At 61.9% G+C, this 25,647-nt stretch carries 24 protein-coding genes; 16 read left to right on the top strand and 8 right to left on the bottom strand.

What is annotated here, in order from left to right:
• Positions 1–91 precede the first annotated feature (91 nt).
• The 8 genes from A6D6_RS17600 to A6D6_RS17565 all read left to right on the top strand — a co-directional run bounded on the left by A6D6_RS17600 (position 92) and on the right by A6D6_RS17565 (position 11,144).
• Positions 92–904 (top strand): IclR family transcriptional regulator, encoded by an 813-nt coding sequence (locus A6D6_RS17600; protein ID WP_159661431.1) that lies wholly within the window; start codon positions 92–94, stop codon positions 902–904.
• Between the two features lie 243 nt (positions 905–1,147).
• The gene (gene acnA / locus A6D6_RS17595) at positions 1,148–3,892 is read left to right on the top strand and encodes an aconitate hydratase AcnA (RefSeq protein ID WP_159661430.1); all 2,745 of its coding nucleotides are present in this window, start codon (positions 1,148–1,150) and stop codon (positions 3,890–3,892) included.
• A gap of 396 nt (positions 3,893–4,288) precedes the next feature.
• Positions 4,289–4,849 (top strand): hypothetical protein, encoded by a 561-nt coding sequence (locus A6D6_RS17590; protein ID WP_133491321.1) that lies wholly within the window; start codon positions 4,289–4,291, stop codon positions 4,847–4,849.
• 548 nt (positions 4,850–5,397) lie between these two features.
• The gene (locus A6D6_RS17585) at positions 5,398–6,357 is read left to right on the top strand and encodes an ABC transporter permease (RefSeq protein ID WP_133491322.1); all 960 of its coding nucleotides are present in this window, start codon (positions 5,398–5,400) and stop codon (positions 6,355–6,357) included.
• An 11-nt stretch (positions 6,358–6,368) separates the two neighbouring features.
• A complete protein-coding gene (locus A6D6_RS17580; RefSeq protein ID WP_159661429.1) occupies positions 6,369–7,322 on the top strand; it encodes an ABC transporter permease in 954 nt (317 codons plus the stop codon).
• 21 nt (positions 7,323–7,343) lie between these two features.
• The gene (locus A6D6_RS17575; protein ID WP_201303836.1) at positions 7,344–8,378 is read left to right on the top strand and encodes an ABC transporter ATP-binding protein; all 1,035 of its coding nucleotides are present in this window, start codon (positions 7,344–7,346) and stop codon (positions 8,376–8,378) included.
• Entirely contained in the window at positions 8,365–9,438 is a 1,074-nt protein-coding gene (locus tag A6D6_RS17570; protein ID WP_159661428.1) for an ABC transporter ATP-binding protein, read from the top strand. Before A6D6_RS17575 ends, A6D6_RS17570 begins: the two co-directional genes overlap by 14 nt.
• Positions 9,435–11,144 carry an ABC transporter substrate-binding protein gene (locus A6D6_RS17565; RefSeq protein WP_133491324.1) on the top strand — a complete coding sequence of 570 codons (1,710 nt, stop codon included), beginning with the start codon at positions 9,435–9,437 and terminating at the stop codon, positions 11,142–11,144. The genes A6D6_RS17570 and A6D6_RS17565 overlap by 4 nt, the downstream gene beginning before the upstream one ends.
• On the opposite strand, the gene A6D6_RS17560 is transcribed toward A6D6_RS17565, so the two are convergent.
• Positions 11,145–12,011, bottom strand: a complete 867-nt coding sequence (locus A6D6_RS17560) for a LysR substrate-binding domain-containing protein (protein WP_159661427.1) — start codon at positions 12,009–12,011, stop codon at positions 11,145–11,147.
• A gap of 99 nt (positions 12,012–12,110) precedes the next feature.
• Here A6D6_RS17560 and A6D6_RS17555 point away from each other — a divergent pair, with 99 nt between their 5' ends.
• The 8 genes from A6D6_RS17555 to A6D6_RS17520 all read left to right on the top strand — a co-directional run bounded on the left by A6D6_RS17555 (position 12,111) and on the right by A6D6_RS17520 (position 19,135).
• Complete coding sequence (locus A6D6_RS17555) at positions 12,111–13,163, top strand: YeiH family protein (RefSeq protein WP_133491326.1); 1,053 nt, start codon at positions 12,111–12,113, stop codon at positions 13,161–13,163.
• A gap of 151 nt (positions 13,164–13,314) precedes the next feature.
• Positions 13,315–14,064 (top strand): helix-turn-helix transcriptional regulator, encoded by a 750-nt coding sequence (locus A6D6_RS17550; RefSeq protein WP_159661426.1) that lies wholly within the window; start codon positions 13,315–13,317, stop codon positions 14,062–14,064.
• Between the two features lie 168 nt (positions 14,065–14,232).
• Complete coding sequence (locus A6D6_RS17545) at positions 14,233–15,849, top strand: zinc-binding metallopeptidase family protein (RefSeq protein ID WP_159661425.1); 1,617 nt, start codon at positions 14,233–14,235, stop codon at positions 15,847–15,849.
• A 107-nt stretch (positions 15,850–15,956) separates the two neighbouring features.
• Positions 15,957–16,574, top strand: coding sequence for a lytic murein transglycosylase (locus tag A6D6_RS17540; protein ID WP_133491329.1), 618 nt, complete (start codon positions 15,957–15,959; stop codon positions 16,572–16,574).
• 47 nt (positions 16,575–16,621) lie between these two features.
• The gene (locus tag A6D6_RS17535; RefSeq protein WP_159661424.1) at positions 16,622–17,002 is read left to right on the top strand and encodes a hypothetical protein; all 381 of its coding nucleotides are present in this window, start codon (positions 16,622–16,624) and stop codon (positions 17,000–17,002) included.
• A gap of 66 nt (positions 17,003–17,068) precedes the next feature.
• Complete coding sequence (locus A6D6_RS17530; protein WP_159661423.1) at positions 17,069–17,323, top strand: hypothetical protein; 255 nt, start codon at positions 17,069–17,071, stop codon at positions 17,321–17,323.
• An 82-nt stretch (positions 17,324–17,405) separates the two neighbouring features.
• A complete protein-coding gene (gene wrbA / locus A6D6_RS17525; RefSeq protein WP_133491332.1) occupies positions 17,406–18,005 on the top strand; it encodes an NAD(P)H:quinone oxidoreductase in 600 nt (199 codons plus the stop codon).
• 380 nt (positions 18,006–18,385) lie between these two features.
• Positions 18,386–19,135 (top strand): NYN domain-containing protein, encoded by a 750-nt coding sequence (locus A6D6_RS17520; protein ID WP_159661422.1) that lies wholly within the window; start codon positions 18,386–18,388, stop codon positions 19,133–19,135.
• 234 nt (positions 19,136–19,369) lie between these two features.
• Here the strand turns inward: A6D6_RS17520 and A6D6_RS17515 are convergent, their stop codons facing one another.
• From A6D6_RS17515 to efpL, 7 genes are all read right to left on the bottom strand, one after another.
• On the bottom strand, positions 19,370–20,659 hold the full coding sequence (locus tag A6D6_RS17515; protein WP_133491334.1) for a TRAP transporter large permease: 1,290 nt from the start codon (positions 20,657–20,659) through the stop codon (positions 19,370–19,372).
• A complete protein-coding gene (locus A6D6_RS17510; RefSeq protein ID WP_159661421.1) occupies positions 20,656–21,150 on the bottom strand; it encodes a TRAP transporter small permease in 495 nt (164 codons plus the stop codon). Before A6D6_RS17510 ends, A6D6_RS17515 begins: the two co-directional genes overlap by 4 nt.
• Positions 21,150–22,136: a TRAP transporter substrate-binding protein gene (locus tag A6D6_RS17505; RefSeq protein ID WP_236564152.1), complete on the bottom strand. Its 987-nt coding sequence runs from the start codon at positions 22,134–22,136 to the stop codon at positions 21,150–21,152. The genes A6D6_RS17510 and A6D6_RS17505 overlap by 1 nt, the downstream gene beginning before the upstream one ends.
• Positions 22,137–22,198: 62 nt before the next feature.
• Entirely contained in the window at positions 22,199–23,035 is an 837-nt protein-coding gene (locus tag A6D6_RS17500; protein WP_159661420.1) for a TRAP transporter TatT component family protein, read from the bottom strand.
• A 105-nt stretch (positions 23,036–23,140) separates the two neighbouring features.
• Entirely contained in the window at positions 23,141–23,965 is an 825-nt protein-coding gene (locus A6D6_RS17495; protein WP_133491337.1) for a rhomboid family intramembrane serine protease, read from the bottom strand.
• Entirely contained in the window at positions 23,962–25,005 is a 1,044-nt protein-coding gene (locus A6D6_RS17490) for an aminopeptidase (protein WP_236564151.1), read from the bottom strand. The genes A6D6_RS17495 and A6D6_RS17490 overlap by 4 nt, the downstream gene beginning before the upstream one ends.
• Positions 25,002–25,568, bottom strand: coding sequence for an elongation factor P-like protein EfpL (gene efpL, locus A6D6_RS17485; protein WP_159661419.1), 567 nt, complete (start codon positions 25,566–25,568; stop codon positions 25,002–25,004). The genes A6D6_RS17490 and efpL overlap by 4 nt, the downstream gene beginning before the upstream one ends.
• Between the last annotated feature and the right edge of the window lie 79 nt (positions 25,569–25,647).

Genomic DNA, 25,647 nt, shown 5'->3' with positions numbered 1-25,647 from the left:
ACCGCTAGACTAGGGCATCGCAACTGCCGGATCGCTGACCGAGACAGTCTTGGCCCGGCCCCCTCAAAGAAACAGCAGGATCAGATCACCGGTGACCGACGCTAAAGACACTCCGCCAGCACCTCCCACTCAACGGGACGAAAACGAACGGAGTCTCCCCGGTGGTGTTATTTCGTTAAGAATCATCGAGGCTCTGGCCGGCGCGGAACAGAGCATGGGAGTCACCCAGGTCGCCAAACAGCTTGGCATGCCAAAAGCCCGGGTTCACCGCCACCTGGTAGGCCTCCGCGACCACGGCTATGTCACTCAAACGTCCCCAGGGAACCAGTATCGGATCGGCTGGCGTTTGTACCTGCTCGGTCAACAATGTGTCCGCCAATTCGATATCGTGTCTCTGGCTCGCCCGACCATGGAAGCGTTGCGCGACCGGACCGGTCAGACCGTGGTAATCGCGACCTTCTCCGAAGGCGAGGTGGTGGTACTCAATTTGCTGCGCGGCCATACCGCCCTGGAAATCGCATTGCGGCCAGGAACGCGTTTCAATTTCAACGCCGTAGCGCAAGGCAAGATCGTTCTGGCATTTGGTCCCAAGGGGTTACTGGAGGAATTGCTTGCCGACCCGTTACCCGCCAATACCGCGCGCACTATCGTTGATCCGGACCGATTACGTTCGGAAATCGATCTGGTGCGCCGACGCGGCTGGGCCGATGCCCCGGAAGAGCTGTTTACCGGCGTCAATGCTCTGGCTGCTCCGTTGTTCCAGGCTGACGGCAGCCTGTTTGGCACCTTGGCCCTCGTCGGTTCCATCCATTATCTTCCGCTAAAGCCCTTGGCCGACCACGTGGACCAGCTACTCCACGCTTCGCGCGAGGTTTCCTCTCTGCTTGGCCACAGCATCGACTGATCGTCAGGCACCAACCTGCAACCGGGCAGCAACGACCAAACCGCTGCCCGCTGCCCTCAACCACTCATCAGCGCCCTTACTTTGCCGGTCGAACTGGTGTGCGTTATTACCCACCGGACATGCATCAATCCTCCCCATAGCATCGATAGATTCCTGCTGCCGCGAGGCTGGTTCATGTACCGGCCATATGGGCGTAGTATCAAAGGACCCCAACCCCACAACTTGCATGAAAGGAGGTGCGCAGTGACGAGGATTGGCCAGGACACCCTGAACAGCGCCAAGCCGCTGAACGTCGGCGATCGGACCTATCATTACTTCGATCTCAATACCGTCGCCGACAAAGGATGGGGTGACCTCAGCAAACTGCCCTTTTCCCTGAGAGTTCTATTGGAAAACCTGCTGCGCCATGAAGATGGCGACACCGTCACCGTGGACGATATCGAAGCTCTGGTGCGGTGGCCGGAGAAACGCACTTCCGATCGCGAAATCAACTACCGCCCCGCCCGGGTACTGATGCAGGACTTCACCGGTGTGCCCGGAGTGGTGGATCTGGCCGCCATGCGCGACGCTATCAGCAAGGCTGGCGGCGATCCGAATCGCATCAACCCGCTGGCGCCGGTGGATCTGGTCATCGACCACTCGGTAATGGTGGACAAGTTCGGCAATCCCCAGGCGTTCTCGGAAAACGTGGAGATCGAGTACGAACGCAACCGCGAGCGGTATCAGTTCCTTCGTTGGGGCCAGAAGGCCTTCGACAATTTCCGCGTGGTGCCGCCGGGCACCGGGATCTGTCACCAGGTCAACCTGGAGTATCTGGCCCGCGGCGTCTGGTCCGGCGACAGCGACGACGGCAAAACCTATGCCTACCCGGACACGTTGGTGGGCACTGACTCTCACACCACCATGATCAACGGCCTGGGGGTACTGGGCTGGGGCGTCGGTGGCATCGAAGCGGAAGCGGCCATGCTCGGCCAGCCGGTGGCGATGCTGATCCCGGAGGTAATCGGTTTCAAAATCACCGGCAAGCTGCGTGAGGGCGTCACCGCCACCGACCTGGTGCTGACCGTCACCGAAATGCTCCGCCGGCGCGGCGTGGTGGGCAAGTTCGTCGAGTTCTTCGGCGATGGCCTGGCCGACCTGAGCCTGGCGGACCGCGCCACCATCGGCAACATGGCACCGGAATACGGCGCCACCTGCGGCTTCTTCCCCATCGACGAACGGACCACCGAATATCTACGGCTCACCGGCCGTCCCCAAGAGGTGGTGGATCTGGTGGAAGCCTACTGCAAGGCTCAGGGCCTGTGGCGCTCCAGCGCCGATCCCGATCCGGTCTTCACCGACACCCTGGAACTGGACCTGGACGATGTGGTCCCCAGCCTGGCCGGCCCGAAGCGGCCCCAGGACCGGGTGCCGATGACCGCCGTGAAACGCACCTTTGTTGATCTGCTCACCAAGGAACTGAAGCTCGACGACACCGAAATCAGCAAATTGGAGGGCGAAGGCGGACAAACCGCGGTGGGCAATCACGAGCCCTGCAGCGGCGTGGAAGTGGAGCTCAACGGCGAGCGCTTTCATCTGGATCACGGCGCCGTGGTGATCGCCGCGATCACCTCGTGCACCAATACCTCCAACCCCAGCGTCATGCTCGCCGCCGGCCTGGTGGCGAAGAAGGCGGTGGAAAGAGGCCTGATGCGCAAGCCCTGGGTAAAAACCTCGCTGGCGCCGGGCTCCAAGGTGGTCACCGATTATCTGAGCAAAACCGGCCTGCAGGACCCGTTGAACGAGCTGGGCTTCGATCTGGTGGGCTACGGCTGTACCACCTGCATCGGTAACTCCGGCCCGTTGCCGGAAGAGATCGACCGCGGCATTGCCGAAGGTGACCTGGTGGTGGCGTCCGTGCTTTCCGGCAACCGCAACTTCGAAGGCCGGGTCCACCAAAGCGTACGCACCAACTGGCTGGCATCGCCGCCGCTGGTGGTCGCCTATGCCCTGGCCGGCACCGTGCGGATCGATCTGGACAAGGATCCACTGGGCCGCGACAACGACGGCAAGCCGGTCTATCTGAAGGATATCTGGCCCAGCAGCAAGGAAATTCAGGACGCAATGGTGATGGTCAACAACGACATGTTCACCCGTGAATACGCCAGCGTGTTCGATGGCGACGAGACCTGGAAAAGCCTGCCGATACCGGATTCCAAAACCTATGAGTGGAACAGCAAATCCACGTACATCCAGAATCCGCCTTTCTTCGAGGGTCTCACCCCCGAGGTGGAAGACGTGCAGCCGGTCAAGAACGCCCGCGTCCTGGCCTTGCTTGGCGATTCCATCACCACCGACCACATCTCCCCGGCCGGGGCGATCAAGGCGGACAGCCCGGCGGGGCACTACCTGCAGGGCCACGGCGTGGAGCCGATCAATTTCAACTCCTATGGCTCCCGGCGCGGCAACCATGAAGTAATGATGCGCGGCACGTTCGCCAACATCCGTATTCGTAACGAGATGACCCCGGACATCGAGGGCGGCTACACCAGGCACATGCCCGGTGGCGAGGAAATGCCGATTTACGGCGCCGCCATGCGCTACCGCAAGGAAGGCGTTCCCAGCGTGGTGGTGGCCGGCAAGGAGTACGGCACCGGCTCCAGCCGCGACTGGGCGGCGAAAGGCACCCGTCTTCTCGGAGTCCGGGCGGTGATCGCCGAAAGCTTCGAGCGCATCCACCGATCAAACCTGATCGGCATGGGCGTGTTGCCGCTGCAATTCCCGGAGGGTGTGGACCGCAAGACACTCAACCTGGATGGCAGCGAGGAAGTGGATATTCCCGGCCTGAGCAACGATCTTAAACCAGGGCAGGAAATCGAGGTGATCTTCCGCAAAGGCGACGGAAAGGAGCAAAGCGTCAAGGCAATCAGCCGTCTGGATACCGGCGCCGAGGTGAACTACTACAAGAACGGTGGCATTCTCCACTATGTGCTGCGGCAAATGATGTAACCCCCCGCGCCGACCCTGCATAAACAGGGTCGGCGCTCTTCTTTCTTTTTTGTTTTTCTTACTTTTCTTATACACGGGTTTTTCGTTCCCTTTTTTTCCAACATCGGCGAACGCCGATAACCGCTACTTTTTCCGTCTTTTCCGCCCACTGTGAGTGCGCGAGAAAGAGCCCGCCGACGCCCGTTTTTTCCACTCAAAAAACACTTACCTGTCCCCTTTTTTATTCATTGCGCATTTTTTTAAAAAACAGGTTTGCGTTTAACGCACATCAGAGCAAAGATAGATTCGTCGGCAGCATTTGGGGCAAGCCGACAAGGCGTCGCACCTGCCCCGGCGACGCCGCCAACGTCCATTATCACGGATCCAAAAAGCACACATGGAAGACGGAGGCGGGGAATGAATATTTCCACGGTAACCAACCCAAAAATCCACCCTTTTCTATACGTCTATCGCAGCCGAGAAGATGATTTCTGGTGGTGTGCGATCCCTTACGTTGACAAGCGGGCAAGGCGCCGCCAGAAACGCTGTACCTTCCGCGACAGCAAGTTTGGCAGCACCGAGGCGGCGCTCTACCAGGCCAGGCTCTGGCGCGACCGGCAAATCCAGCGGCCGGAGGTCCGCGCCGCCATGGGCAAGCACCGTCCGCTGATCCTGTGCAGTACCGACGAATTGGATCGTATGTCCGAAACCCGTAATCCTTTCGGCTTGGTGGGCATCACCGCCACCTTTCGCGACAAACCCCTGGGAGGCAACTTTTCGGTCACCGCCAACCGGGGGCGCAAGAAGTGGTTTTCCATGCGCCGTTATGGCGGCTACGGTGCCTTCCGCCGAGCGGTGGAACAGCGCTGCCGCTGGGTCGGCGAACCGATGCCTGACGAAGAGGATCTCAAACGTCGTTACCAACACTGGGCTCGCCGCAACCGCGATACCCTGATCAGCCACCGGGTGGAAACCTGATACAGGCAGCACAGGGCCGCCAGTCCGGCGGCCCTGTTACTCTTTTTCCCTACCGTTTGATCCTTTTGGTAACGGACCAAAGAAAATAATGCCCTCTTATTAACTTCTTTGTCGTGAACACTCAGTTTTAACTTAACCATAACCTCGGACAATCAAGCATCTGGACCACCAGCCGTTCCTTTTTTTACACTGTCCTTTCGTCCACTGCCTCCGAAAAATAAGCGGAATACCTTTCTATAACAGCAAGTTACCACATACCACAAGGCCCCAAACCCGATTAACGCCTTCGCCCCTCATCCCCAGTCATAGCGCGCCTTGACACCCGAAAAAGACGCGGGATAAAGTGAAATTGAAGTTCATTATTCGATAGATCAGGCATCATTTTAATGTCCTGACGTTTATTTTTGCCTGGCCGTCGGGCTGTCCCCAGCCGGGATAGAGCGATAACAGCGCTCCAAAACAGTTTTTCACAACAACTATCGACAACAACAGGGCCCCTACAAGAGCGGAGCATCGCCGGGGTCAGGCTCGGGAAACAGGTAGTCAACATGGGTTTTTATGTATTACGGCGCCTGCTGGCGCTGATTCCCACCCTGTTCATCGCCAGTGTCATTGCGTTCACCGTGGTCCGCCTTGTTCCCGGTGATGTTCTCGACCTGATGCTCAGTGAGAACGTGTACTCTTCCGGCGCCCCCGAAGACCGGGCCCAGTTGGAGCAGGCTCTGGGCCTGGACAAACCGCTCTACCAGCAATATTTGCATTGGGCCGGCAACGCCCTGCGGGGTGATCTGGGCGAATCGTTATGGCGCAACACCCCGGTTACCGGGGAAATCGCCGCGCGCCTGGACGTCACCCTGGAACTGGGCATCCTGGCTCTGCTGATCGCATTGCTGATCGGGCTGCCCATCGGCATCTTCGCCGCGGTCCGGCAGGAGACCCTGGGCGATCATATCGGCCGCACCTTTTCGATCCTGGCCCTGGCCATGCCGAACTTCTGGCTCGGTACTCTGGTGGTGATTCTTCCCGCTTTGTGGTGGGGCTGGTCCCCTCCCAACGAACTGGTGCCGTTTTTTGAAAATCCCGTGGAAAACCTCAAGACTTTTCTGTTGCCGTCCCTGATTCTGGGCACCTCGCTATCAGCGGTGATCATGCGCATGACCCGTACCATGATGCTGGAAGTGCTGCGTCAGGATTACATCCGCACCGCCTGGGCCAAGGGGCTGCGCGAGCGCCGGGTGGTACTGATGCACGCGGTCAAGAACGCGATGATCCCGGTGATCACCCTGGTCGGCATCCTGGTGCCAATCCTGTTCGGCGGCACCGTCATCATCGAACAGATATTCCGCCTGCCGGGGCTCGGGCAACTGTTGCTGGAAGCGGTCAGCACCCGCGATTACCCGATCATCACCGGCGTTTTTCTGGTCACCGGCGTGGTGGTAATGCTGGTCAATCTGCTGGTTGATCTGTGTTACGGCTACCTTGATCCCAAAGTTCGTTACGACCGCTGACGGAGACCGCCATGAGCCTGTCCATACAGCCCCCCGCGGCCGCCGCCCCGGCCACGCCGCCACGCCGCCGTACCCGCCCCAAAGCACTGCATTTCCCTCGGCGCCTGTGCAAGGAACGCCCGCTTGGCGCGCTCGGCGCGATGATTTGCCTGGTGCTGTTGCTGACCGGCCTGTTCGCCGACGTCATCGCCCCCGAAGGGTTCAACGCCATCAACCCGATCGAACGGTTGAAGGCCCCTTCGGCGGAACACTGGCTGGGTACCGACCAGTTGGGCCGCGACGTCTTCGCGCGCATCGTGCACGGCGCCCAGTTGTCGGTGATCGTGGCCTTCGCCGCCACTACCCTGTCGATTGTCATCTCCGCGCTGCTGGGAATTCTCAGCGGCTATTTCGGCGGCCGTCTGGACATGATCATCCAGCGCCTGGTGGACGGCTGGATGTGCTTTCCCGATTTGATTCTGCTGATCGTGGCGGTGGCCGTTCTGGGCCCGGGCACCTGGCAGGTGATTCTTATTCTGGGTTTGCTGTTCGGCATCTCCGGCTCGCGCATCGTTCGCGGCGCGGTCCTCAGTGCCAAACAGAACGTCTATGTTCACGCCGCGCAATCCATGGGCGCTTCCAGTACCCGTATTCTGCTCAAGCATATTCTGCCCAACGTCATGGCGCCGCTTATCGTGCTTTACACCACGCGTCTGGCGGCGGTGATTCTGGCCGAATCCGGACTCAGTTTTCTCGGTCTCGGCATTCCGCCACCGGAGCCCAGTTGGGGCGGCATGCTCAGCCTGGACGGGCGCAGCTATATGTTCCAGGCACCGTGGCTGGCGATCGCGCCCGGTATCGCGCTGACCGTGGCGGTGTTCGGCATCAACATGTTCGGCGACGCCCTGCGTGACCTGCTCGACCCGAGAATGCGCGGCGGCGGTGGTCGCTACCTGGCTCGCGTCAAACGCACCATCGGCAGTTGACCGAAGAGAAGGGAGAGGACCATGTTCACAGAGACTTCGATGGCAACGGCCGAAGCCGCGCCGCGCAACGAGCCCGCCCCCACGCTGCTGCGGGTGGAGAATCTGCGCACTGTGTTCGAGAAGGACGACGGTCTGGTTCACGCGGTCAACGATGTCAGCTTCGATGTGCGCCGCGGCGAAGTGCTGGCCATTGTTGGCGAAAGCGGCTCCGGCAAAAGCATCACCGCCATGTCGCTGCTGCGTTTGATCCCCAGCCCGCCCGGGCAGATCATCGGCGGCCAGGTGCTGTTTGACGGTCAGGATCTGTTGGATCTGTCCGACGACGCCATCCGCCAAATCCGGGGCCGCGACATCTCGATGATTTTCCAGGAGCCGATGACCTCGCTGAATCCCAGTTTGCGCATCGGCCGGCAGTTGGCGGAACCGCTGCGTGTTCACGGCAGCGTACCCAAGGGAAAAGTGCGTGAACGGTGCCTTGAGCTGCTGCGCCAGGTACGTATCGGCGACCCGGAGAAGCGCCTGGACGCCTACCCCCATGAATTGTCCGGCGGTATGCGGCAAAGGGTCATGATCGCCATGGGGCTGGCCTGCCTGCCCCGGCTGATCATCGCCGACGAGCCCACCACGGCCCTGGATGTCACGGTGCAGGCGCAGATTCTGGAGCTGCTGCGCGATATCACCCGCGCCAATCAGTCGTCGATGATGCTGATTACCCACGACCTGGGCGTGGTGGCCCGCTACGCCGATCGCATCAACGTCATGTACGCCGGCCGGATTGTCGAACGCGGCACCGCCCACGATATTTTTCACCGGCCACGACACCCTTACACCGTGGGCCTGATGGCATCCATGCCGCGACTCGACGACGCCATTGGCAATCGCCTGACCCCCATTCCCGGCTCGCCGCCGGATCTGTCCGATCCGCCGTCCGGATGCCCGTTCCATCCCCGTTGTCGCTTCGCCCAGCCCCGTTGCAAGCAGGAACGTCCCCCGCTGGAGCGGCTCGATGAAGAACATTGGAAAGCCTGCTGGGTGAATCTCGATGACACACACTGATTCTCATACCGACGTCACCGCCCCCTTGCTCCAGGTCAGCGGCCTGAAAGTACACTTTCCATTGCGCCCGGGTCTGTTCGGCAAACCCGCCGCCATGGTCAAGGCGGTGGACGGTGTCGATTTCACCGTGCATCACGGCGAAACCCTGGGCCTGGTGGGCGAGTCCGGTTGCGGTAAATCCACCACCGGTCTGGCGGTACTGCGCATGACCCCGCTCACGGAAGGGCGCATTGTCTTTGACGGCGAGGACATCAGCCACCCGGACGCGGCCACCACGAAGCGGCTGCGGCGCAAGATGCAGATGGTGTATCAGGACCCGTTCGGGGCGCTCAACCCTCGCATGCGGGTACTGGATATCATCGGCGAACCGCTTCGCGTACACCGGCTGACCCGCACCCGGACGGAATACCGGGCACGGGTCATGGATCTGCTCGACCGGGTCGGCCTCAAGGCGGAGATGGCCGACCGCTATCCCCACGAATTTTCCGGCGGCCAGCGGCAGCGCATCGGCATCGCCCGGGCACTGGCGGCGGAGCCGTCACTGATCATCTGTGACGAGCCGGTGTCCGCGCTGGACGTGTCGATCCAGGCCCAGGTCATCAATCTGCTGGAAGACCTGCAACGGGATCTCGGCCTGACCTACTTGTTCGTCGCTCATGATTTGGCGGTGGTGCGCCATCTGTGCCACCGCATCGTGGTGATGTATCTGGGCCGGGTGGTGGAAGTGGCGGACCGGGAGCGGCTGTATCAGGCACCACGCCATCCTTATACCCGGGCGCTGCTGGGCGCCATTCCCATCGCCGATCCGGATCCGGAGATCCAGGCCCGTTTCAATCCTTCGGTCGACGGCGAGGTCCCCAGCCCCATCGACCCGCCTCCGGGCTGCCCGTTTCACCCGCGCTGCCCCCATGCCACCGAGCTGTGCCGTCGTGAAGCGCCAAGGCCCATCGATGTGGAAGACGGCCACAGCGTCGCCTGCCACCTGCACGACCCGTCCCGGGCCACGGAAATGACTCACCCCGAACCTTCATACCAAGAACAAGCGAGGAACATCGCATGACTCTGCGCACTCTTCGAACCACTCTGGTTCTGGCCACGCTCGGCGCCGCCGGTGCTCTCCAGGCCGCCGAGGAAGCCACACCCCAGCTCGGCGGTACCGTGAATATCTCCACCATGTATCGTACCCTGGACGCCACTACCTGGGATTTGCAGAACTGGACCTGGAAAGGCAACCACGACAACCTGCAGCTGGAATCCCTGTTGCGTGGTGATCTGCAATACGGTCCGCGTGGCAAAAATGAAAACACCTTTATCGAACAGGCCTATATTCCCTACAGCCAGCTGGAAGGCAGCCTGGCGGAAAGCTGGGAGGTGAAGGAAGATCCCATGCGGGTGATCTTCCACCTGCGCAAGGGCGTCCAGTGGCAAGAAGTACCCGGCGTGATGAAAAAGCGGGAACTGGTGGCCAACGACGTCATCACCTCGTTCCAGAGCCGCGGCAACAGCCCGCGCGCCATCCCCACTTTCTGGGACTTCATCGAGCGCTGGGAAGCACCGGACGACCACACCGTGGTGGCCTATTTCAACCAGTTCCACGGCAACTGGCCGTACCGGATAGCCTGGGGATACTACGACGGCATCTCACCACCGGAATGGCAGAACCTCAGCGAAGAGAAACGCGCGGACTGGCGCAACGCCGCCGGCACCGGCCCCTACCGCATCGAAAAAATCGAGACCGGACGCCAGCAGGTGTACGCGAAGAACGGCGATTACTGGGATTCGGTGACTCTCAACGGCAAGGAATATCAACTGCCGCTGAACGACAAAGTGGTTTACCACATCATCAAGGACGAGGCGAGCGCGGTGGCGGCGCTCAGTTCCGGGCGCATCGATATCATGGAGGCGATCCGCTGGCAGTTGGTGGATCAGTTGAAGAAAACCGCGCCGGATCTTCAATTCCGCAAGAACCTGTCCACCAACGGTACCTATATCGCTCTGCGCACCGATCAGAAGCCTTTCAACGATGTGCGCGTGCGCCGCGCCATGAATATCGCGGTGGATCAGAAAGCCATTCTGGCTTCCCTGCTCAACGGTGAGGGGGAGTTGCTCAACTACCCGTTCGCACAGCGCTGGACCGAGTTCTACACCCCGCTGGACCAACTCTCCGACGACGCCAAGGCGTTGTTCGAATACGATCCGGAAAAAGCGAAAAAACTGCTGGCCGAAGCCGGCTATCCGAAGGGCTTCAGCTTCGATCTGCAGGTTTGCTCCTGCAGCCCCTACCACATGGATGTGGCCCCCATGCTGCAGGCCTACTATCAGCAGGTCGGCGTGAAGATGAACATCAAGACCATGGAATACGGCGCCTTCCGCTCCAACATGCGTGGCAAAACCCAGGCTGGGGGTTATCTGATGAACAACGGCTCGGGCAACCCGATCCAGGTCCTGCGCAAGAGCTTCCGCACCGACCAGACCTGGAACGCCTCCTGGTACAGCAATGAGGAATTCGATCAGAAGATCGACGCCGCCATCCAGGAACCAGACGCCGGCAAACGCAACGTGATGCTGAAGGAACTGAATGATTTCATCATCGAGGAGGCGGTGCCGCACGTCTGGTTGCCGACCGAAATGGGCTACTCCGCCTGGTGGCCGTGGGTGAAGAACTACTACGGCGAGCAACGTATCGGAGCGGTCAAACCCAACGCCATCTATTCACGCATCTGGATCGATCAGGAAATGAAGGAAAGCATGGGCAAAGCGCGCTGATCACGGCACCGCTTCCCGTAGCACGGCCCCCAGGGCCGTTTCCCCCGCGCCCGGCTCATGCCGGGCGTGTCGCACCCAGTACAGCGGGCGCACCAAACGCTGACGCGGCCCGGTCACCGCGCACAGCCGGCCGTCGGCCAGCGCCGCGCTGACACTGGCCTCGCTGACATACCCGACACCGGCCCCCGCCATCAACGCCTGGCGCACCGCCTCACCGGCCCCCAGTTCCAATATCCGCTCCCGCCGTGGAAACGCCGCCCCCAGGTTGCTCTCAATCACCGCCCGGGTGCCCGATCCCGGTTCGCGCATCACCCAGGGCCAACGCGAGGCGTCCGCATGCAGCGCCGCCGCCACCGGCGGCGCCGCCACCCGCAGCAGCACGTCGTCGCGCCAGTGCCGCACTCGCAGCAAAGGGTGGGACACCGGCCCCTCCACCAGTGCCAGATCCACTTTCAATTCCAGCAGCAACGCCACCGCCTGACGCGTATTGACCACATCCATACCCACCCTCGCCCGGGGGTGACGTTGCCGGAATGTCGACAGCAGCGACGGCAGATAGTAGTTACCCAGAGTGTGGGTGGCCGCCAGCGTCACCTCCAGCGGTGGCGACTGGAACAACCTCTCGCAACGGGACAGCTGGGCCAGCAGGGCGCGCGCTTCCGGAATCAACGCCCTCCCCCGGTCGTTGAGAACCAGCCCACGGCCAACACGGTCGAACAGCCGCGCTTCCAGCCGCCGCTCCAACTGCGCCAGGCCCTGACTCACCGCCGGCTGGGTCAGCGCGACCCGCTCCGCCGCCGCCGCCACCGATCCGGTTTCCGCCACCGCCAGGAACAGCCGCCATTGTTTTAGGGTCGTCTCATTCATAAATTTATTTTAGTTATAAGTTTATAATTATCAAATATTATTATTTAAAGCGCTTCGGCATAGTGGCTTGACCTTTCCAAAGGATCAAAGGAACCACCAATGCGCACGCTCTCTCTTTCCCTGCCCCGGCCGCACGGGCCCATGACGCTGCTGGTCCTGGCCTGCGCCCTGGCTGGAATCGGCCTCGCCCGCAGCCCGCTGGCTCAACACTGGGGACTGGGCGCGCTGGCCCTGGCCATGCTGCTCGGCCTGGTGGTGGCGCAACCGCTGCCGGCACCGCTGCGCGAGGCGGGCGGATCCGCACTGGCACTGTTCAAGGGCCCCATTCTGAAAATCGCCATCGTCGTCTACGGACTGCGCATCCCCCTGGACGCCGTGAGCGAGCTGGGCCTGGGCGTGATTGCCCTGAACGCCGGACAGATCGCCGTGAGCCTGATACTCGGCGGCTGGCTGGGGCAGCGCTGGCTGGGCATGAGCCGGGCCGCCGCGCTTTCCATCGGTGCCGGTAACGGTATCTGCGGCGCCGCCGCGGTACTCGCCGCCGAGCCGGTGCTGGGAACCCGGGACCGGGATACCGCCATGGCGGTGGCGGCGGTGGTGGTGTTCGGCACGCTGAACATGTTGCTGCTACCGCTGCTGTACCACCACCTGCCGGCATTGTTTCCCGATCAGAACCACTTCGCCGTGCTGGTGGGCGCCAGCGTCCAGGAAGTGGCCCAGGTGATCGTCGCCGCTCAGGCCATGTCGCCGGCGCTGGTGGACAGCGCCCTGCTGGTCAAAATGGTGCGGGTGATGATGCTGGCGCCGGTGCTGGTGATACTGGGCATGAGTGCGCGCCGCGCCGCCGGCGCGGGCACCGGTACCCGCATCGCACACAGTGACATCAAGGCGCGGCCGGCGCTGCCCGCTTTCGCGTTCTGGTTCGTCGGTGCCCTGGTGGTCAACGGCCTGGGCTGGGTGCCCGATTCCCTGGCCCCCACGCTGGCCGGGCTGGACGACATTTTGCTGGCGCTGGCGATGGCGGCACTGGGCTTGAGCACCCACTTCGATTTACTGCGCCGGGCCGGATGGCGGCCGCTGGCCCTGGGCGCGATTCTCTGGCTCGTCACCCTGGCGGTGGTCTTCGCCGCCTTGCTGAGCGGGGCTCTTTGACGGTCTTTTCAAGGAAACCTTGTTGCCCTCCATCAGGGACAGCGGGTCTGCGCGGAGGCCGCCCGCCAACGCCTGCCGATTCCGGCCGGGCTGGCTTATACTCCGGGCAAAATAACAAAGCCAGGCACCCGCCCCGGCTCAGGAGAGCAGCATGGTTTCAGCCCCGACGTCCACACCCTCGGCACAACCGGATTTCGAAAGCCTGGTGCAAGCGGCCGGTGACATCATCTATACCCTGGATCGGGATGGCCGCTTCACGTTCTGCAATCGCGCCATGGAAGAAGTCCTCGGTTACCACCGGGACGAGTTGCTGGGCCAACACTTCGGCGTCCTGCTCACTCCGGCCACCGCGCCGGTGGCCAGCCAGGGCCGCCGTATCGCGCCGTTTTTCGAGGTGGAAGCGCTCCACCGTGACGGCGGCAAGGTGCATTTGGAAGTGCGCGCCGCCAGTCTGATACGGGACGGTCAGGTGGTTGGCCGTCAGGGTATCGCCAGAGACATCAGCGAGTTGAAGGCGTTACAGGCGCAGGTACAGGAAAAATCCCGCCGCATGGCGTTATTGGACGAACGCACCCGCATCGCCGCCGCACTGTATTCCCGGCTCACGGAATTACTGTACGGGGACGAGGATCAGGGCGAGCCGTCCGGTACCGTGTTCGGCGAGGTGGAAGACACCCTCAGCCGGCTCAGCGCCGCCCGCCACGGGCTTGGTGAACAGGATCTGAAGATCCTCAATCTCCTGGCCGCCGGCCACTCCAATGGCGAAATCGCCGAATATATCTGCCGTAGCCCCCACACGGTGAAGGATCACGTGCGCCGTATCATGCAGCGTCTTGGCGCCAAGCGCCGCACCGACGCGGTGGCCCGGGCCTTGAAACTGGGTCTGATCACCCGCGCCTGACAGGCGCCGCCAATTCCCCCGTTTTGACGGGATTCCCCCCCTTTGGGGGGATATCGGGTCCCGCCAGTGCCATCGACAATAGCACGGCTATTGAGCATCCCACTCCGATGCCCCCCAATAAGCTATCCCGATAACAATGGCGGCGCACCGTCGTCGTGGAGAACAACAATGACATTGCTTTTCCGTTGCTTCGGTAACACCCCTTTTATAAAAGCCGGTACCGGTATCGGCGTGCTCGCCGGTCTCACCCTGATACTGGCCGCCTGTGGCGGCGGTTCTTCCCATCACGGCAGCGAGTCCAGCTGCGCCGCCCGGCACGGCTGGCCCAGCGACCCGCTGGGCACGGACAGCACGCGGCACCTTGATGCCAGTCAGTTCATCTCCGTGAATCAACTCAAGCAGTGGCACCGTGAACTGGACGCCCTCGGCCTGCGCGACACTGGCGGGCCCGAGGAAGACGCCTATATCCGGACACTGGCCGGGCGTCTTGATTGCGCCGGTGTCCGCGACGTGACGCTGGAACCGGTGACCTTCCCGCGCTGGTCCACCGACGACTGGCGTCTGACACTGAACGGCGAGCCGCTGCCGGTTGCGTCCTATATACCTTATTCCGGCAGCACCCCGGAGCAGGGAGTGACCGCGCCCACCGTCTATGTGGATATTACCCAACCGGTGGACCCGTCCACCGTGGCCGGCAGAATCGTGCTGTTCGACGTCCCCAACGTCACCGTGCCAACACAGTTCTTCCTCGACAATGCCATGCAGGTGTGGGACCCGCTGTCCTCGTTTTCTCCCGACGAACTTTACTCTCGCCCGTACCTGGCCATCGATGCGGTGACCCGGACCCTGGACGCGCTCGGCAACACCGAAGCGGTGGGCGCCATCGGTATCCTGCAAATGCCGTATGAAACCGCCCATGGTTCCTACTTCCCTTACGACGGTATTATCCGCCAGGTACCGGCGCTCTATGTGGACCGGGATCTGGGTGCGCAATTGAAGGGGCTCTCCAACGGCACCGAGCTGACACTTCGATTGCCGGCCAAAGTGGCCGACACCACCACTCACAATGTGGTGGCCATGATTCCCGGCGCCAGCGATGAGATCACCGTGATTCACAGCCACACCGACGGTACCAACGGCCTGGAGGATAACGGACCGGACGCCATCATCGGCATCGCTCAGTATCTGGCGCGCCTGCCACAATCCGCCTTGCCAAGAACCGTGATGGTGATGTTCTCCAGCGGCCATTTCGCCGGCGGCGTCGGCATTAAAGGTTTTCTCCAGCAGCATGCCGACGATGACCTGCTGGACCGCATCAAATCCATCATCACCGTCGAACACCTGGGTGCTCAGCGCTGGGAGCCCGACAGCAACGGCATTCTGCAGCCCACCGGTCTGGATGAACTTGCCTGCTTTTTCGCCCCGCGAATCCCGAGCCTGGCGGACGCCGCCTACCGGGCCTCCGAAGCCGCCGACGCCGGCCCGGTGATTATCTCCGCCCCACTCAACCCGGATGCCGACGCCGGCAAGCATGAAGCGGTCTGGCCCGGCGAGGGACAATACTTCTATAGCCACAACAAAATGTCGGACGCCAACTACATCACCGGCCCCAACTACCTGCTCAACTGGGGAGTGGACACCGTTGAAAAAACCGATTTCCAGCGCGTGCACGCACTGATGATGGCGTTTACCCGCATGGTACTCGACTTGAGCGAGGTTCCCGGCGAGGATCTCAGCGCCCCCAGCGCGACCAACGGCGAAACCATCGCCCCACCGGAACATTGACTCGCCCTACCCGATACCCCCCCTTTGGGGGGTATCGGCCCCCTCCTGGGCCATTGATAATGCCCTTGTTCGTGAGCGCCCATCCTCAACTTAAAAGAATCAGGGATATGAACAGGTACAAGGACCGGCTTTTCCACTCCACTTTCCTTTTCTTATTTGCCGCGTTTGTTTTGACTGGGTGTGGCGATGACGAATCCAGCGGCGATGCCGGTGCTGCCACGGCGACGCTCCCCTCCTATGGGCGCATCCCTGATTGCGGCGACATGGCCACCACCCTTGGAGATCTGGTCAGCGGTCTGACGCCCGCCGACGATGACGATGAACTTGGCCGCTATCAACATGACGACCGCTACGGCGTCAACTGCACCTGGCTGACACCCCGGACGCAGAGCGATAACGCTTTCGAAATGGTCAAGGGCGGCAGTCTGGCGGTGAGCATCACGGTGGATCCTCAGGGCAGTTCCGACGAGAAAACCCTGCGTGACCTCGGCATGGTGTATGACGATCCCCGTGTCGAAGAGCTTGGTGGTTATGTCGTCGACATGGGCGGCAAACTTGATCCCGGCGCCCAATTGGGCATGATCGGACCCCAAGTTGTGGTTGGCCGTGTCAACGTTTCCTTCGCCGCCGGTGGTCTGTATTTGCAAAAGGTGGAAGAGTTGAAGGTCATCACCAACGATCGCGTCATCGAGGCCGCTGTCGCCCTGCATCGTTCACTACGATAAGTCTGACCGGGAATCATCGACCCATTTCATTTCAAGGAGAGAAAACCATGCCGAAATTCATTTTTACCCGCCTGTTGGCGGCGTCCATCACCATTGCCGCTTTCAGCCCGCTGCACGCGCAGACTTCCGGGGGGGCTCCCAACATGGCCCAGATGGGTAATCAGGTGGCCAGCTTCAGCGGCAGCATGCACGCCGCCGCCGAGGTGTGCGGTGGTTACACCAAGGATCAACTGGCGGAGATGAAGGCCAAACAGAAACAACAGATGACCCAAATGGGCCTCACCGCCGAGGAATTCGACACCGCCTTTAACGCCGGCAAGAAGAAAACCGATGAGCGCTGGGACGCCATGTCCAAGACCGAGCAAAAATCCGCCTGCGAGGAACTGCGGCAACAGATGAGCCAGGCTTTCAACGGCCTGATCAAGTAAGGCCTGCTCGCTGGATCGGAGGGATCTGCTACACTGCCCGCACCACAAGTCACCGCCGTTCCCGTCATGCGTTTTGCCGTTCTTTTCTCGCTCACCCTGCCGCTGTGGACGCCACTGACCACGGCGGCGGACACGGCCCGGGACGAAACCCGCGATGCTCTGTTGCGCGAGCAACAGGAGTTGAATGAGCGGGCGGAAGCCCTGGCCGACCAGCAGGCGACCACACAACGACTGCTGGAGCAGCAGCAAACTTATCTGGAAGCCTTGGAACACGAAATTCAGGCGTTAAGGCCGTCCCCGCGGTCAGATCAGAAAAACTGATCAATCCGTTCCAGCCAGTCCGCTCCCTATCCCCATCAGGTGACGCTATCTTGGTTTCTCCCATCTTCAACAGGAGAGTCCGATGAAGCGCGTTCTGGTTCTTTACTACTCCATGTACGGTCATATCGAAAGTCTGGCCCGGGCCGTGGCCGAAGGCGCCGCCAAAGTCGACGGCGTGGAAGTGGAGATCAAGCGAGTGGCCGAGACCATGGATCCGGAGGCGTTCAGGAACGCCGGTGGCAAAACCGACCAGACCGCCCCCGTGGCCAGCCCGGCGGAACTCAAGGACTACGACGCCATCATCATCGGCACGCCCACCCGTTTCGGCAACATGAGCGGTCAGATGCGCACCTTCTGGGACCAGACCGGCGGCCTCTGGGCTCAGGGTGCCCTGGCCGGCAAAGTCGCCAGCGTGTTCACCTCCACCGGCACCGCCGGCGGCAAGGAGACCACCATCGTCAGCACTTGGCTGACCCTGGCTCACCATGGCTTCATCATCGTACCGCTGGGCTACGCCGATCCTGGCCAGGAGCAGATGGACATCAGCCAAGTGCATGGCGCGTCGCCCTATGGCGCGGGCACCATCGCTGGTCCCGACGGCAGCCGCCAGCCCAGCGCCAAGGAACTCAATCTGGCCCGCTACCAGGGTGAAAAGGTCGCCCGCCTGACCGCCAAGCTGTGACATCCGATTCAGCCTGACACTTCTCTCGTCTCACTCTGATCCCCCTTTGGCCGCCCTCCCCCTTCTCAATTGGCGGCCTTTTTTTGGTTCATCGCGGTTCAGAGGGCCACGGCGCTTCAATCATGGGCACGGGTCTGTAACGACGGAAGGGGCTTCCAAGCCGGTATATTCGCCAGCAAGCGGGTCTCCCACGGATCCGCCACGAAGCCGCTGCGGGAAGCTTGCTGGCAAGCGAATCGCCAACGGCCCAGGGCATTCGCGGCCAAGCGGAGCGCCGCCCGGGCCTCTTCCCACAGCGGCTTCGTAGCCACCTCCGAATTTATGCCTTCAACGCCACAAGAACACGTTATGGTAGAGACTCTACTGAGCAAGGAATCACCATGGCCGACAGTACCCCCCTCTCCGAATCCAACCGGCAACCCACACTGGCCGTTCTGATCGACGCGGACAATACGCCGCCCGCCATCGTTGAAGGCCTGTTCGAGGAGATCGCCAAGTACGGCACCGCCACCATCAAGCGCATTTATGGCGATTGGACCCAGCCCAACCTGGGCGGCTGGAAGAAAGTCCTGCTGGACCATTCGATTCAGCCGGTGCAGCAGTTCGCCTACACCACCGGCAAGAACGCCACCGACAGTTCACTGATCATCGATGCCATGGATCTGCTCTACACCCGGGAACTGGATGGGTTCTGTCTGGTTTCCAGCGATAGCGACTTCACCCGGTTGGCGGCCCGGTTGCGGGAAGCCGGCCTCACCGTCTATGGCTTCGGCGAACAGAAAACACCGAAACCGCTGGTGGCGGCCTGCGATAAATTCATCTACACGGAAATTCTGCGCGCCGGCGACGAGGGCACCGCCAGCAAGAGCGGCAAAGCCGGCAAGGACAAGACCAGCGGCAACACGCCGCCACTGAAGTTCATTGCCCGGGTCATCGACGACGTCTCCGGAGAAGACGACTGGGCCCACCTGGGCGTGCTCGGACAGAACCTGAGCCAGCGCCGCCCGGAGTTCGACACCCGGCTCTACGGCTTCCGCAAACTGAGTGAACTGCTGAACGCCCAGACCGGCCACTTCGAACTGAAAAAAGGGGAAAACGGCGGACTATGGGTGAAGAACAAGAACGGATGATCACGGTGCGTGCCCACGGTCGAGGGGCAGCCCCGCTGGCACGCCAACACGCAACATGCCGGCGCGCTAAAGCCCCTCGCGTGTAAACACGCTTCCCACAAGAGGCCACAGGGTCGCTGTGGGAGCGGCCCTGGCCGCGAATGGAGCGTGTGAACGTGTTGCATGTTGGCGTGTCAGCAATTTGCCCGACGACAGTGCCCTGGCCCTCTCCACACCAGAGGGCGGCACTTCGCCCTATCGAACCAGCCAGAGACTCAATTCCGGCACATAGGTAATCAGCAGCAGCGCGATCACCAGCACCAGCATGAACGGCAACGTGGCCCGGAACAGCTCGGTGATCGATTTGCGGAACCGGTAGCTGGCGATGAACAGATTCATCCCCACCGGCGGCGTGATGTAGCCGATCTGCATGTTGGCGACAAAGATAATCCCCAGATGTACCGGGTCGATGCCATAGCGCAGCGCCACCGGCAGAATCAACGGCACCATGATCACCAGGGCGGCAAAAATATCCAGCAAGGCACCGAGCAGCAGCAACAGGATGTTGAGCAGAATCAGAAACGCCAGTTTGCTCTGCACATGGGTCTGGATAAATTCGAACAGCCGCTCCGGCACGCCGGCGTACACCAGATAATCGGCGAATGCCTGAGCCACCGCCAGGATCAGCAGAATCCCCCCCACCATGACCATGGCTTCACGGGTCAGCCCCGGCAATCGGCGCAGGGGGATCTCCCGGTACAACACCACCTCCGCCAGCAACACATACAGCACGGTGACCGCCGCCGCCTCACTGACCACCAGGAAGCCAGAGAAGATACCACCGAGCACCACCAGCGGCAGCGGCAATTCCCAACGCGCATCCCACAACGCCTGGCCCAGCTCCCGCCCGTTGAAGGCCTGCCGTGGCAGGGGATCGGCGCGGTTGACCCACACACAATAGCCGTACAGCAGCACCACCATCAGCAGGGCCGGCCCGACGCCGGCCAGATACAAATCGACGATTTCCACCGGTGGCATGGTCAGTTGTTGCGACAATTGCTGAGCAATGATGCCGTAGATCAGCAGCGGAACCGATGGCACCAGCAGCAACCCCAGACTACCGGACGAGGTCACCAGTCCGAGGCTGAAGCGTTGCGGGTAACCGGCCTTGACCAGCGCCGGCAGCAACAGCGCGCCCAGCGCCACGATGGTGACGCCGGAGCCACCGGTAAGCGCGGTGAAGAAGGCACAGGCCACCAGGGCCACGAAGGCCATGCCGCCGGGCATCCAGCCGAACGCCGCCTGGCTGAGGCGAACCAGACGATCGGCGGTGCGCGACTCACTGAGCAGGAAGCCAGCGAAGGTGAACAACGGCAGCGCCATCAGCACCACCGAGTCGGACAGCTGGTAAATGTCGATGTGGAGCACCGACAGCGGTGTCTCCTGAGTGAAAAAGCCGATGGCGGCCGCGGCCAGCAGGATGGCGAACAGTGGCGCGCCCATCAACGCCAACACGATCAATAGAACAATGGCGGCGATGATCATCCCATCGGCTCCCGCATGCAGGGCCGGCGACCGCCCAGCCCGAGCACGAACAGCACCGCGTAGCGCAGCGCCATGACGCTGAAGCCGAATGGAATGATCACCTGCGGCACCCAGCTAGGAAGGCCGGCGAAGGCGGTATCGCCAAACTGATATTCCTCGATCACGAAACCGATGCTGTACCAGGCCACCAGGGTACAGATGGCGGCGGTGAACAGGTCCACCGTGCCGGTGATCCAGGGTTGAAAGGATTTCGGCAGCCACTGCCCCAGCAGATCGATGCGGATATGCTCGTCACGGCGAGAGGCGATCATGGCGCCGAGCAGACCGATCCACAACACCGCGTTACGCAGCAGCGGTTCCACCCAGATCAGACTGACGCCAGCCATGTTTCGCAGCCCGATTTGCATCACCGCCAGTGCCACCATGCCCAGCAGGATGGCCACGATCAGACCATCCTCCAGGCGATGCAGCCAGGACAGCAGGCGCCGCATCAACGGCCCCGATAGTCGTCGAGCAACCGATGCAGCCGGTCCAGTATGTCGGCGCTCAGCTCGCCATCCGAGACCAGCCCCTGGGTGGCTTTATCGGCGGCGGTTTTCCACTCGGCCCGTTGTTCGTCGCTGGGGGTGATGGTTTCCAGGCCTTGCTGCCGCACCGCCTTGAACGCCTCACGGTTCTGCTCGCGGCCTTCCTCGTCCAATTGCGTGAAAACGTCGCCCAGAACTTCGCGCATCACCTTTTGATCGTCCTCGGAGAGACGATCAAAATAGCGCTTATCAATGGCCAGCAAGCCGTAGGTGTAAAGCAACGGCAGGTCGGTGATGTACTTCACCCGCGCGTACCATTGCAGGGTGAGCGCCGCCACCGGCGGCGCGGCGAAGCTGTCGATGGCGCCGGTCTGCAACGACGTCAGCACCGAACCGATGTTCAGCACGATGGGCGACAACCCCAGGGTCTTGGCCGCCTTGGCGGAAGCGGAGTCCGCCGCCGGCAGCCACAGTTTGCGCGCCTGCAGATCCTCCAGACTGGCCACCGGCTGCGTGGACATGATGTAGGCGAAACCACCATCCACCAGACCGAAGCTGACCCAGCCATTGTCTTCCAGACCCTGAAGGATCGCCGGGTCCAGTTCCTCGCGAACCGCGTCCACTTCACCGTAATCATTGAAGGTAAGCGGCACATTGAGAATCTGGCCATCCGGATAGGCATCGGCGAAGGCGCCCCCCTGGGCCATCTGACCGTGCAACTGGCCAATACGGATCTTGCGCTGCACCGCTCTGTCATCCCCCATCACGCCACCGGGGTAGATCTTCAGGGACACCCGCCCCTCGGTGCGTTCCTCGATGGTGGCGCCGGCCTTCTTCAGCGCCCGGACCACACTGGTGCCATCCGGATACAAAGTGGAAATCTTGAAGGTGGTGGCCAGGGCCAGCACCGGAAACAGGGCCATGACGGCCACCACGAATCGCAACATCATCCTCTCCAGCTTCGATGGGGCCGGGCGCTCCATCGCTCACATATACGGCTCAAAAACGCCGCTCAGAAATACGCGTCGGCGCTGTCCAGCAAACGTTGTGCCTGTTGCTGTGCGTAGACGTTCTGCAAGGTCAGTCCGGGCTGCTCCGGATCCGCTTCCAGCACTTTTTGAAGCTGGGCATCATGCAGCTCACGATCAAACACCAGACGGGCATAGTGCTCGGCATACAACACTCGCGCCAGCAAGTTCCGCCCTTGGGACAACGCCACCGCCTGCTCGAAATGCGCCTTGGCCTGTTCCGGCTGGCCGCCCAGGGAGGCCGGCAGCAAACTGTTGAGCACCCCCAGGTACATGTGCGCCTGACCGTTCTGATAACCTTCATCCAGCGCCACCACCCGCTCCATCAGCGCCCGCACCCGGGCCAGCTCGGCCACCGCGTTCCAGTCGCCGGAGTGGGTCTGGATATAGCCGGCCCAGGCGCTACCCAGAGTAAACAGCGTGGGCAGATCATCGTCGTCGGACTCCGCCAGCAAGGCCTCGAACTCCGGCACCGGCGTCTTGCGCAGATCGCAGTAATCGCTCCGATGGTTGCAGGCGGCGCGCAGGGCGTAATCCAGGGCCTTTTCATTGAGCGTCGCGGCGCGTTCCGGATCCTCCACCGTCAAACCGGCGTAGGCACCGTACAAATCGGCGCCGGCACGCAACAGACTGGCGCGCTCCGGCCAAGTCAGGATCAGACCGTCCACCATCAACAGATAGCTGGGCAGGCCCTCGCCCACCAGGACCAGGTCGTTGTTGTCCTCGATGCTCCTGGCGAGATTATCGCCGATCCGATTCACCGCGCAGCCCTGCAGAACCAGCAACAGAACCACCGCACAGACTGCTCGCCATTGTTTCACGCTGTCATCGCCTCCTATTCCGGGACTCTTTATAGCAGCGGCCACCGGCAAAACTCAAACGACCGTTGGAAACCGGCCGTGACGCTCAAAATCCGTTCACCATCTTCACGCCGCCCGCCGGCGGCGCCAGAACCCCACCGCGGTGCCGATCGCCATGCCGCTGAGCAGCCCGGCCAGGTGCGCCGAATTGGCGACGATACCAGAAAGGCCCACATAACAGATCACCAGCCACACCAGCATCAACACCACCACTTCCCTGCGCAGTTGGTAACCGGCCCCCGGATTGACCTTGCCGTACAGCCACAGATACCCGAGCAGGCCATACACCACACCGGACAGACCACCGAAATTGGGGCCGGTGTCGTAAAACTGGGCCAGGTTGCTGATGGCGGCGGTGACCAGCGTGATCCACAACAACTGAAAGCTGGACTGGAACCGCTCGATCACCCGGCCCAGGTCACACCACCACAGCAGATTGAACAGAATATGCAGAAGCGACATATGCAGCAGCATTGGCGTGACCACACGCCACGGCTGCGCGGCCAGTCCGCCCAGGGAAGACGGAAACATCAGCGCCGCGTATAGCCGATCCCCCAGCAAAAACGGTGACAGATACACCAGGATACAAAGCACCAGTCCGATCTTGGTCACCAACCCCAGGCTGCGAAACCAACCGCCACTGAACAGCGCCTGACGGGGCACGTCGGCGGGGGCGTTGCTGCGCCAGGCGTCGTCCTGCCAGCGCCGGTCATCCGGGCTTGCCAGGAACGCCTGGCACAGCTCACGCGCTTCCTGGAAGCGGTCCGCCGCCACGGACAACACCTGGGCGTCCTGTTCCTGCCGCAGCTCCGCGCGGATACCGCGCTGCACCAGCATATGCACCAGCCGCGCGGCGAGCGCGGCGTTATTCACGCGAACCAGTTCAATCATGGGATCTCCTGCTGCCAATGCCACCGGGCCTGCTGGTCATCGGCGAGACGCTCCACTTGCTCCCAGAAGCACGGCCAATGCCCGCCACAGCCTAACAGAAGGGCCTGGAAAGCGGGCACCAAACCGTAATAATCCCCCACCCCGTTGAGCTGGGCATTATTGAGGGGCCCCTGGAAAAAGCCCTGATAGGAGTCCAGGGCGGGGAGCTGACGGCGTTCGGACTGATAGCGCTGGCGCAACTCGCCGATCAGCCGGTCCTTGCGTTCGGTCAGGGTCCACTCCGGCACATCACTGGCATACAGCCGGATCAAGGCGGCGCGGGTGTCGCTCACCATGGCCAGGAAGGCGGCACGGGCACGATCCACATCACGCCAACGCTCCAGATCCACGGTCAGGTCGTGGCCGGCCATGAACCGGGTGGTGCCTTCACGGGCGACCATGGTGGCCAGGGACTCGTTGAAGCGGGTATCCCCTTTCACATACAAACGCCGATGCACCAGCTCATGCAGCAGCAGGTCCACCATGTCGGCGCGGGAGCGATTCAGCATCGGCGTGGTGAGCGGATCGTTGAACCAACCCAGCGTGGAGTAAGCGGCGGCGCCACCAACATAGGTGTCGAAACCCTGCTCGTCGAGATCACGCGCCGCACGCAAGGCGGCCTCCCGATCAAAATAGCCGCGATAACTGACGCATCCGGCAAACGGATAACACCAGGTTTCCGGCGTCAGCGAGAACGCCGGCGCGGCCATGAGATTCCATACCACCGCGCGGCTTTCCAGGGCCACGTACTGGCGATAGACACCGCGCGCGGGCAATCCCATCCGGTCGGCGGCGAAGTCCAGTACCTCTTCCGCCAGCCGCAGATTATCCCGCACCCGCCGCGGCGTGGCCGGATCGGCCAGGGCCTCGGCCACCGGCTGCCGTTTCGACATCAACGACCAGTGGCCCTTTATCGCCTGGCCGTAATAGCCCAACTGGCAGCCGGAGAGCACCGCCACGACAACAGCACAGGTCAACAGCCCGATCCGTTTACGCCTCATGCGCGGGACATGAACTTCCGTTCCAGGGTGTTGACCTTCACCCGCTCCCCTTCCTGGATGTACTCCGGCACCTGGATCACCAGGCCGGTTTCCAGGGTGGCGGGTTTGGTGCGGGCACTGGCGGAAGCGGCTTTCATCGCCGGAGCCGTTTCCTGAATGGTCAGTTCCACCGCCTGCGGCAACTCCAGGCCAATCACCGAATCGCCGACCCGTAATGCCAGCAACCCGCCGGTATCCTCGGTAACGAACGCCAGTTCGTCCTCTATGTCCTCGGACCGCAGGGGGTATTGGGTGAAATCTTCCTCGTCCATGAAGATATGCTCGGCACCGTCCACATAGGAGAACCGCACCGGACGGCGTTGCAGGTCCACGGTGGGCACGTCATCGTCGCCCTTGAACCGTTCCTCGAACTTGGAACCGCCGCCAACGGCGGTGGCGCGGACCCGATAGAGGGTGGCGGCGCCACGGGCGGAAGGGGATTGCACTTCGATCTGGCGGATCATATAGAGGCCGCCGTTATGCTCGATCACATCGGATTTCTTCAGGTCGCTGGCCCGGGTCACAAAACAATCCTCGCTGAATGGTCGCCGGTTATTCTAGCCCAGAGGGCAAGGCGGTCCCACAGTCGTGACGCCGGACGCC

This window comes from Alcanivorax xiamenensis (assembly GCF_009846745.1).
In the GTDB taxonomy this organism is placed as follows: Bacteria; Pseudomonadota; Gammaproteobacteria; order Pseudomonadales; family Alcanivoracaceae; genus Alloalcanivorax; species Alloalcanivorax xiamenensis.
Note: the sequence above shows the minus strand (reverse complement) of the source record. Positions and strands in the feature narration are given on the sequence as shown.

Bases quoted from the DNA above. Each gene is read 5' to 3' on its own strand.
- A6D6_RS17565 (WP_133491324.1), top strand. From the start codon at position 9,435: ATGACTCTGCGCACTCTTCGAACCACTCTGGTTCTGGCCACGCTCGGC.
- A6D6_RS17550 (WP_159661426.1), top strand. From the start codon at position 13,315: ATGGTTTCAGCCCCGACGTCCACACCCTCGGCACAACCGGATTTCGAA.
- A6D6_RS17520 (WP_159661422.1), top strand. From the start codon at position 18,386: ATGGCCGACAGTACCCCCCTCTCCGAATCCAACCGGCAACCCACACTG.
- A6D6_RS17540 (WP_133491329.1), top strand. From the start codon at position 15,957: ATGAACAGGTACAAGGACCGGCTTTTCCACTCCACTTTCCTTTTCTTA.
- A6D6_RS17505 (WP_236564152.1), bottom strand. From the start codon at position 22,136: ATGATGTTGCGATTCGTGGTGGCCGTCATGGCCCTGTTTCCGGTGCTG.
- A6D6_RS17530 (WP_159661423.1), top strand. From the start codon at position 17,069: ATGCGTTTTGCCGTTCTTTTCTCGCTCACCCTGCCGCTGTGGACGCCA.
- wrbA (WP_133491332.1), top strand. From the start codon at position 17,406: ATGAAGCGCGTTCTGGTTCTTTACTACTCCATGTACGGTCATATCGAA.
- A6D6_RS17570 (WP_159661428.1), top strand. From the start codon at position 8,365: ATGACACACACTGATTCTCATACCGACGTCACCGCCCCCTTGCTCCAG.
- A6D6_RS17575 (WP_201303836.1), top strand. From the start codon at position 7,344: ATGTTCACAGAGACTTCGATGGCAACGGCCGAAGCCGCGCCGCGCAAC.
- A6D6_RS17510 (WP_159661421.1), bottom strand. From the start codon at position 21,150: ATGCGGCGCCTGCTGTCCTGGCTGCATCGCCTGGAGGATGGTCTGATC.
- A6D6_RS17545 (WP_159661425.1), top strand. From the start codon at position 14,233: ATGACATTGCTTTTCCGTTGCTTCGGTAACACCCCTTTTATAAAAGCC.
- A6D6_RS17495 (WP_133491337.1), bottom strand. From the start codon at position 23,965: ATGATTGAACTGGTTCGCGTGAATAACGCCGCGCTCGCCGCGCGGCTG.
- A6D6_RS17560 (WP_159661427.1), bottom strand. From the start codon at position 12,011: ATGAATGAGACGACCCTAAAACAATGGCGGCTGTTCCTGGCGGTGGCG.
- A6D6_RS17585 (WP_133491322.1), top strand. From the start codon at position 5,398: ATGGGTTTTTATGTATTACGGCGCCTGCTGGCGCTGATTCCCACCCTG.
- A6D6_RS17555 (WP_133491326.1), top strand. From the start codon at position 12,111: ATGCGCACGCTCTCTCTTTCCCTGCCCCGGCCGCACGGGCCCATGACG.
- A6D6_RS17535 (WP_159661424.1), top strand. From the start codon at position 16,622: ATGCCGAAATTCATTTTTACCCGCCTGTTGGCGGCGTCCATCACCATT.
- A6D6_RS17490 (WP_236564151.1), bottom strand. From the start codon at position 25,005: ATGAGGCGTAAACGGATCGGGCTGTTGACCTGTGCTGTTGTCGTGGCG.
- A6D6_RS17590 (WP_133491321.1), top strand. From the start codon at position 4,289: ATGAATATTTCCACGGTAACCAACCCAAAAATCCACCCTTTTCTATAC.
- A6D6_RS17580 (WP_159661429.1), top strand. From the start codon at position 6,369: ATGAGCCTGTCCATACAGCCCCCCGCGGCCGCCGCCCCGGCCACGCCG.
- A6D6_RS17515 (WP_133491334.1), bottom strand. From the start codon at position 20,659: ATGATCATCGCCGCCATTGTTCTATTGATCGTGTTGGCGTTGATGGGC.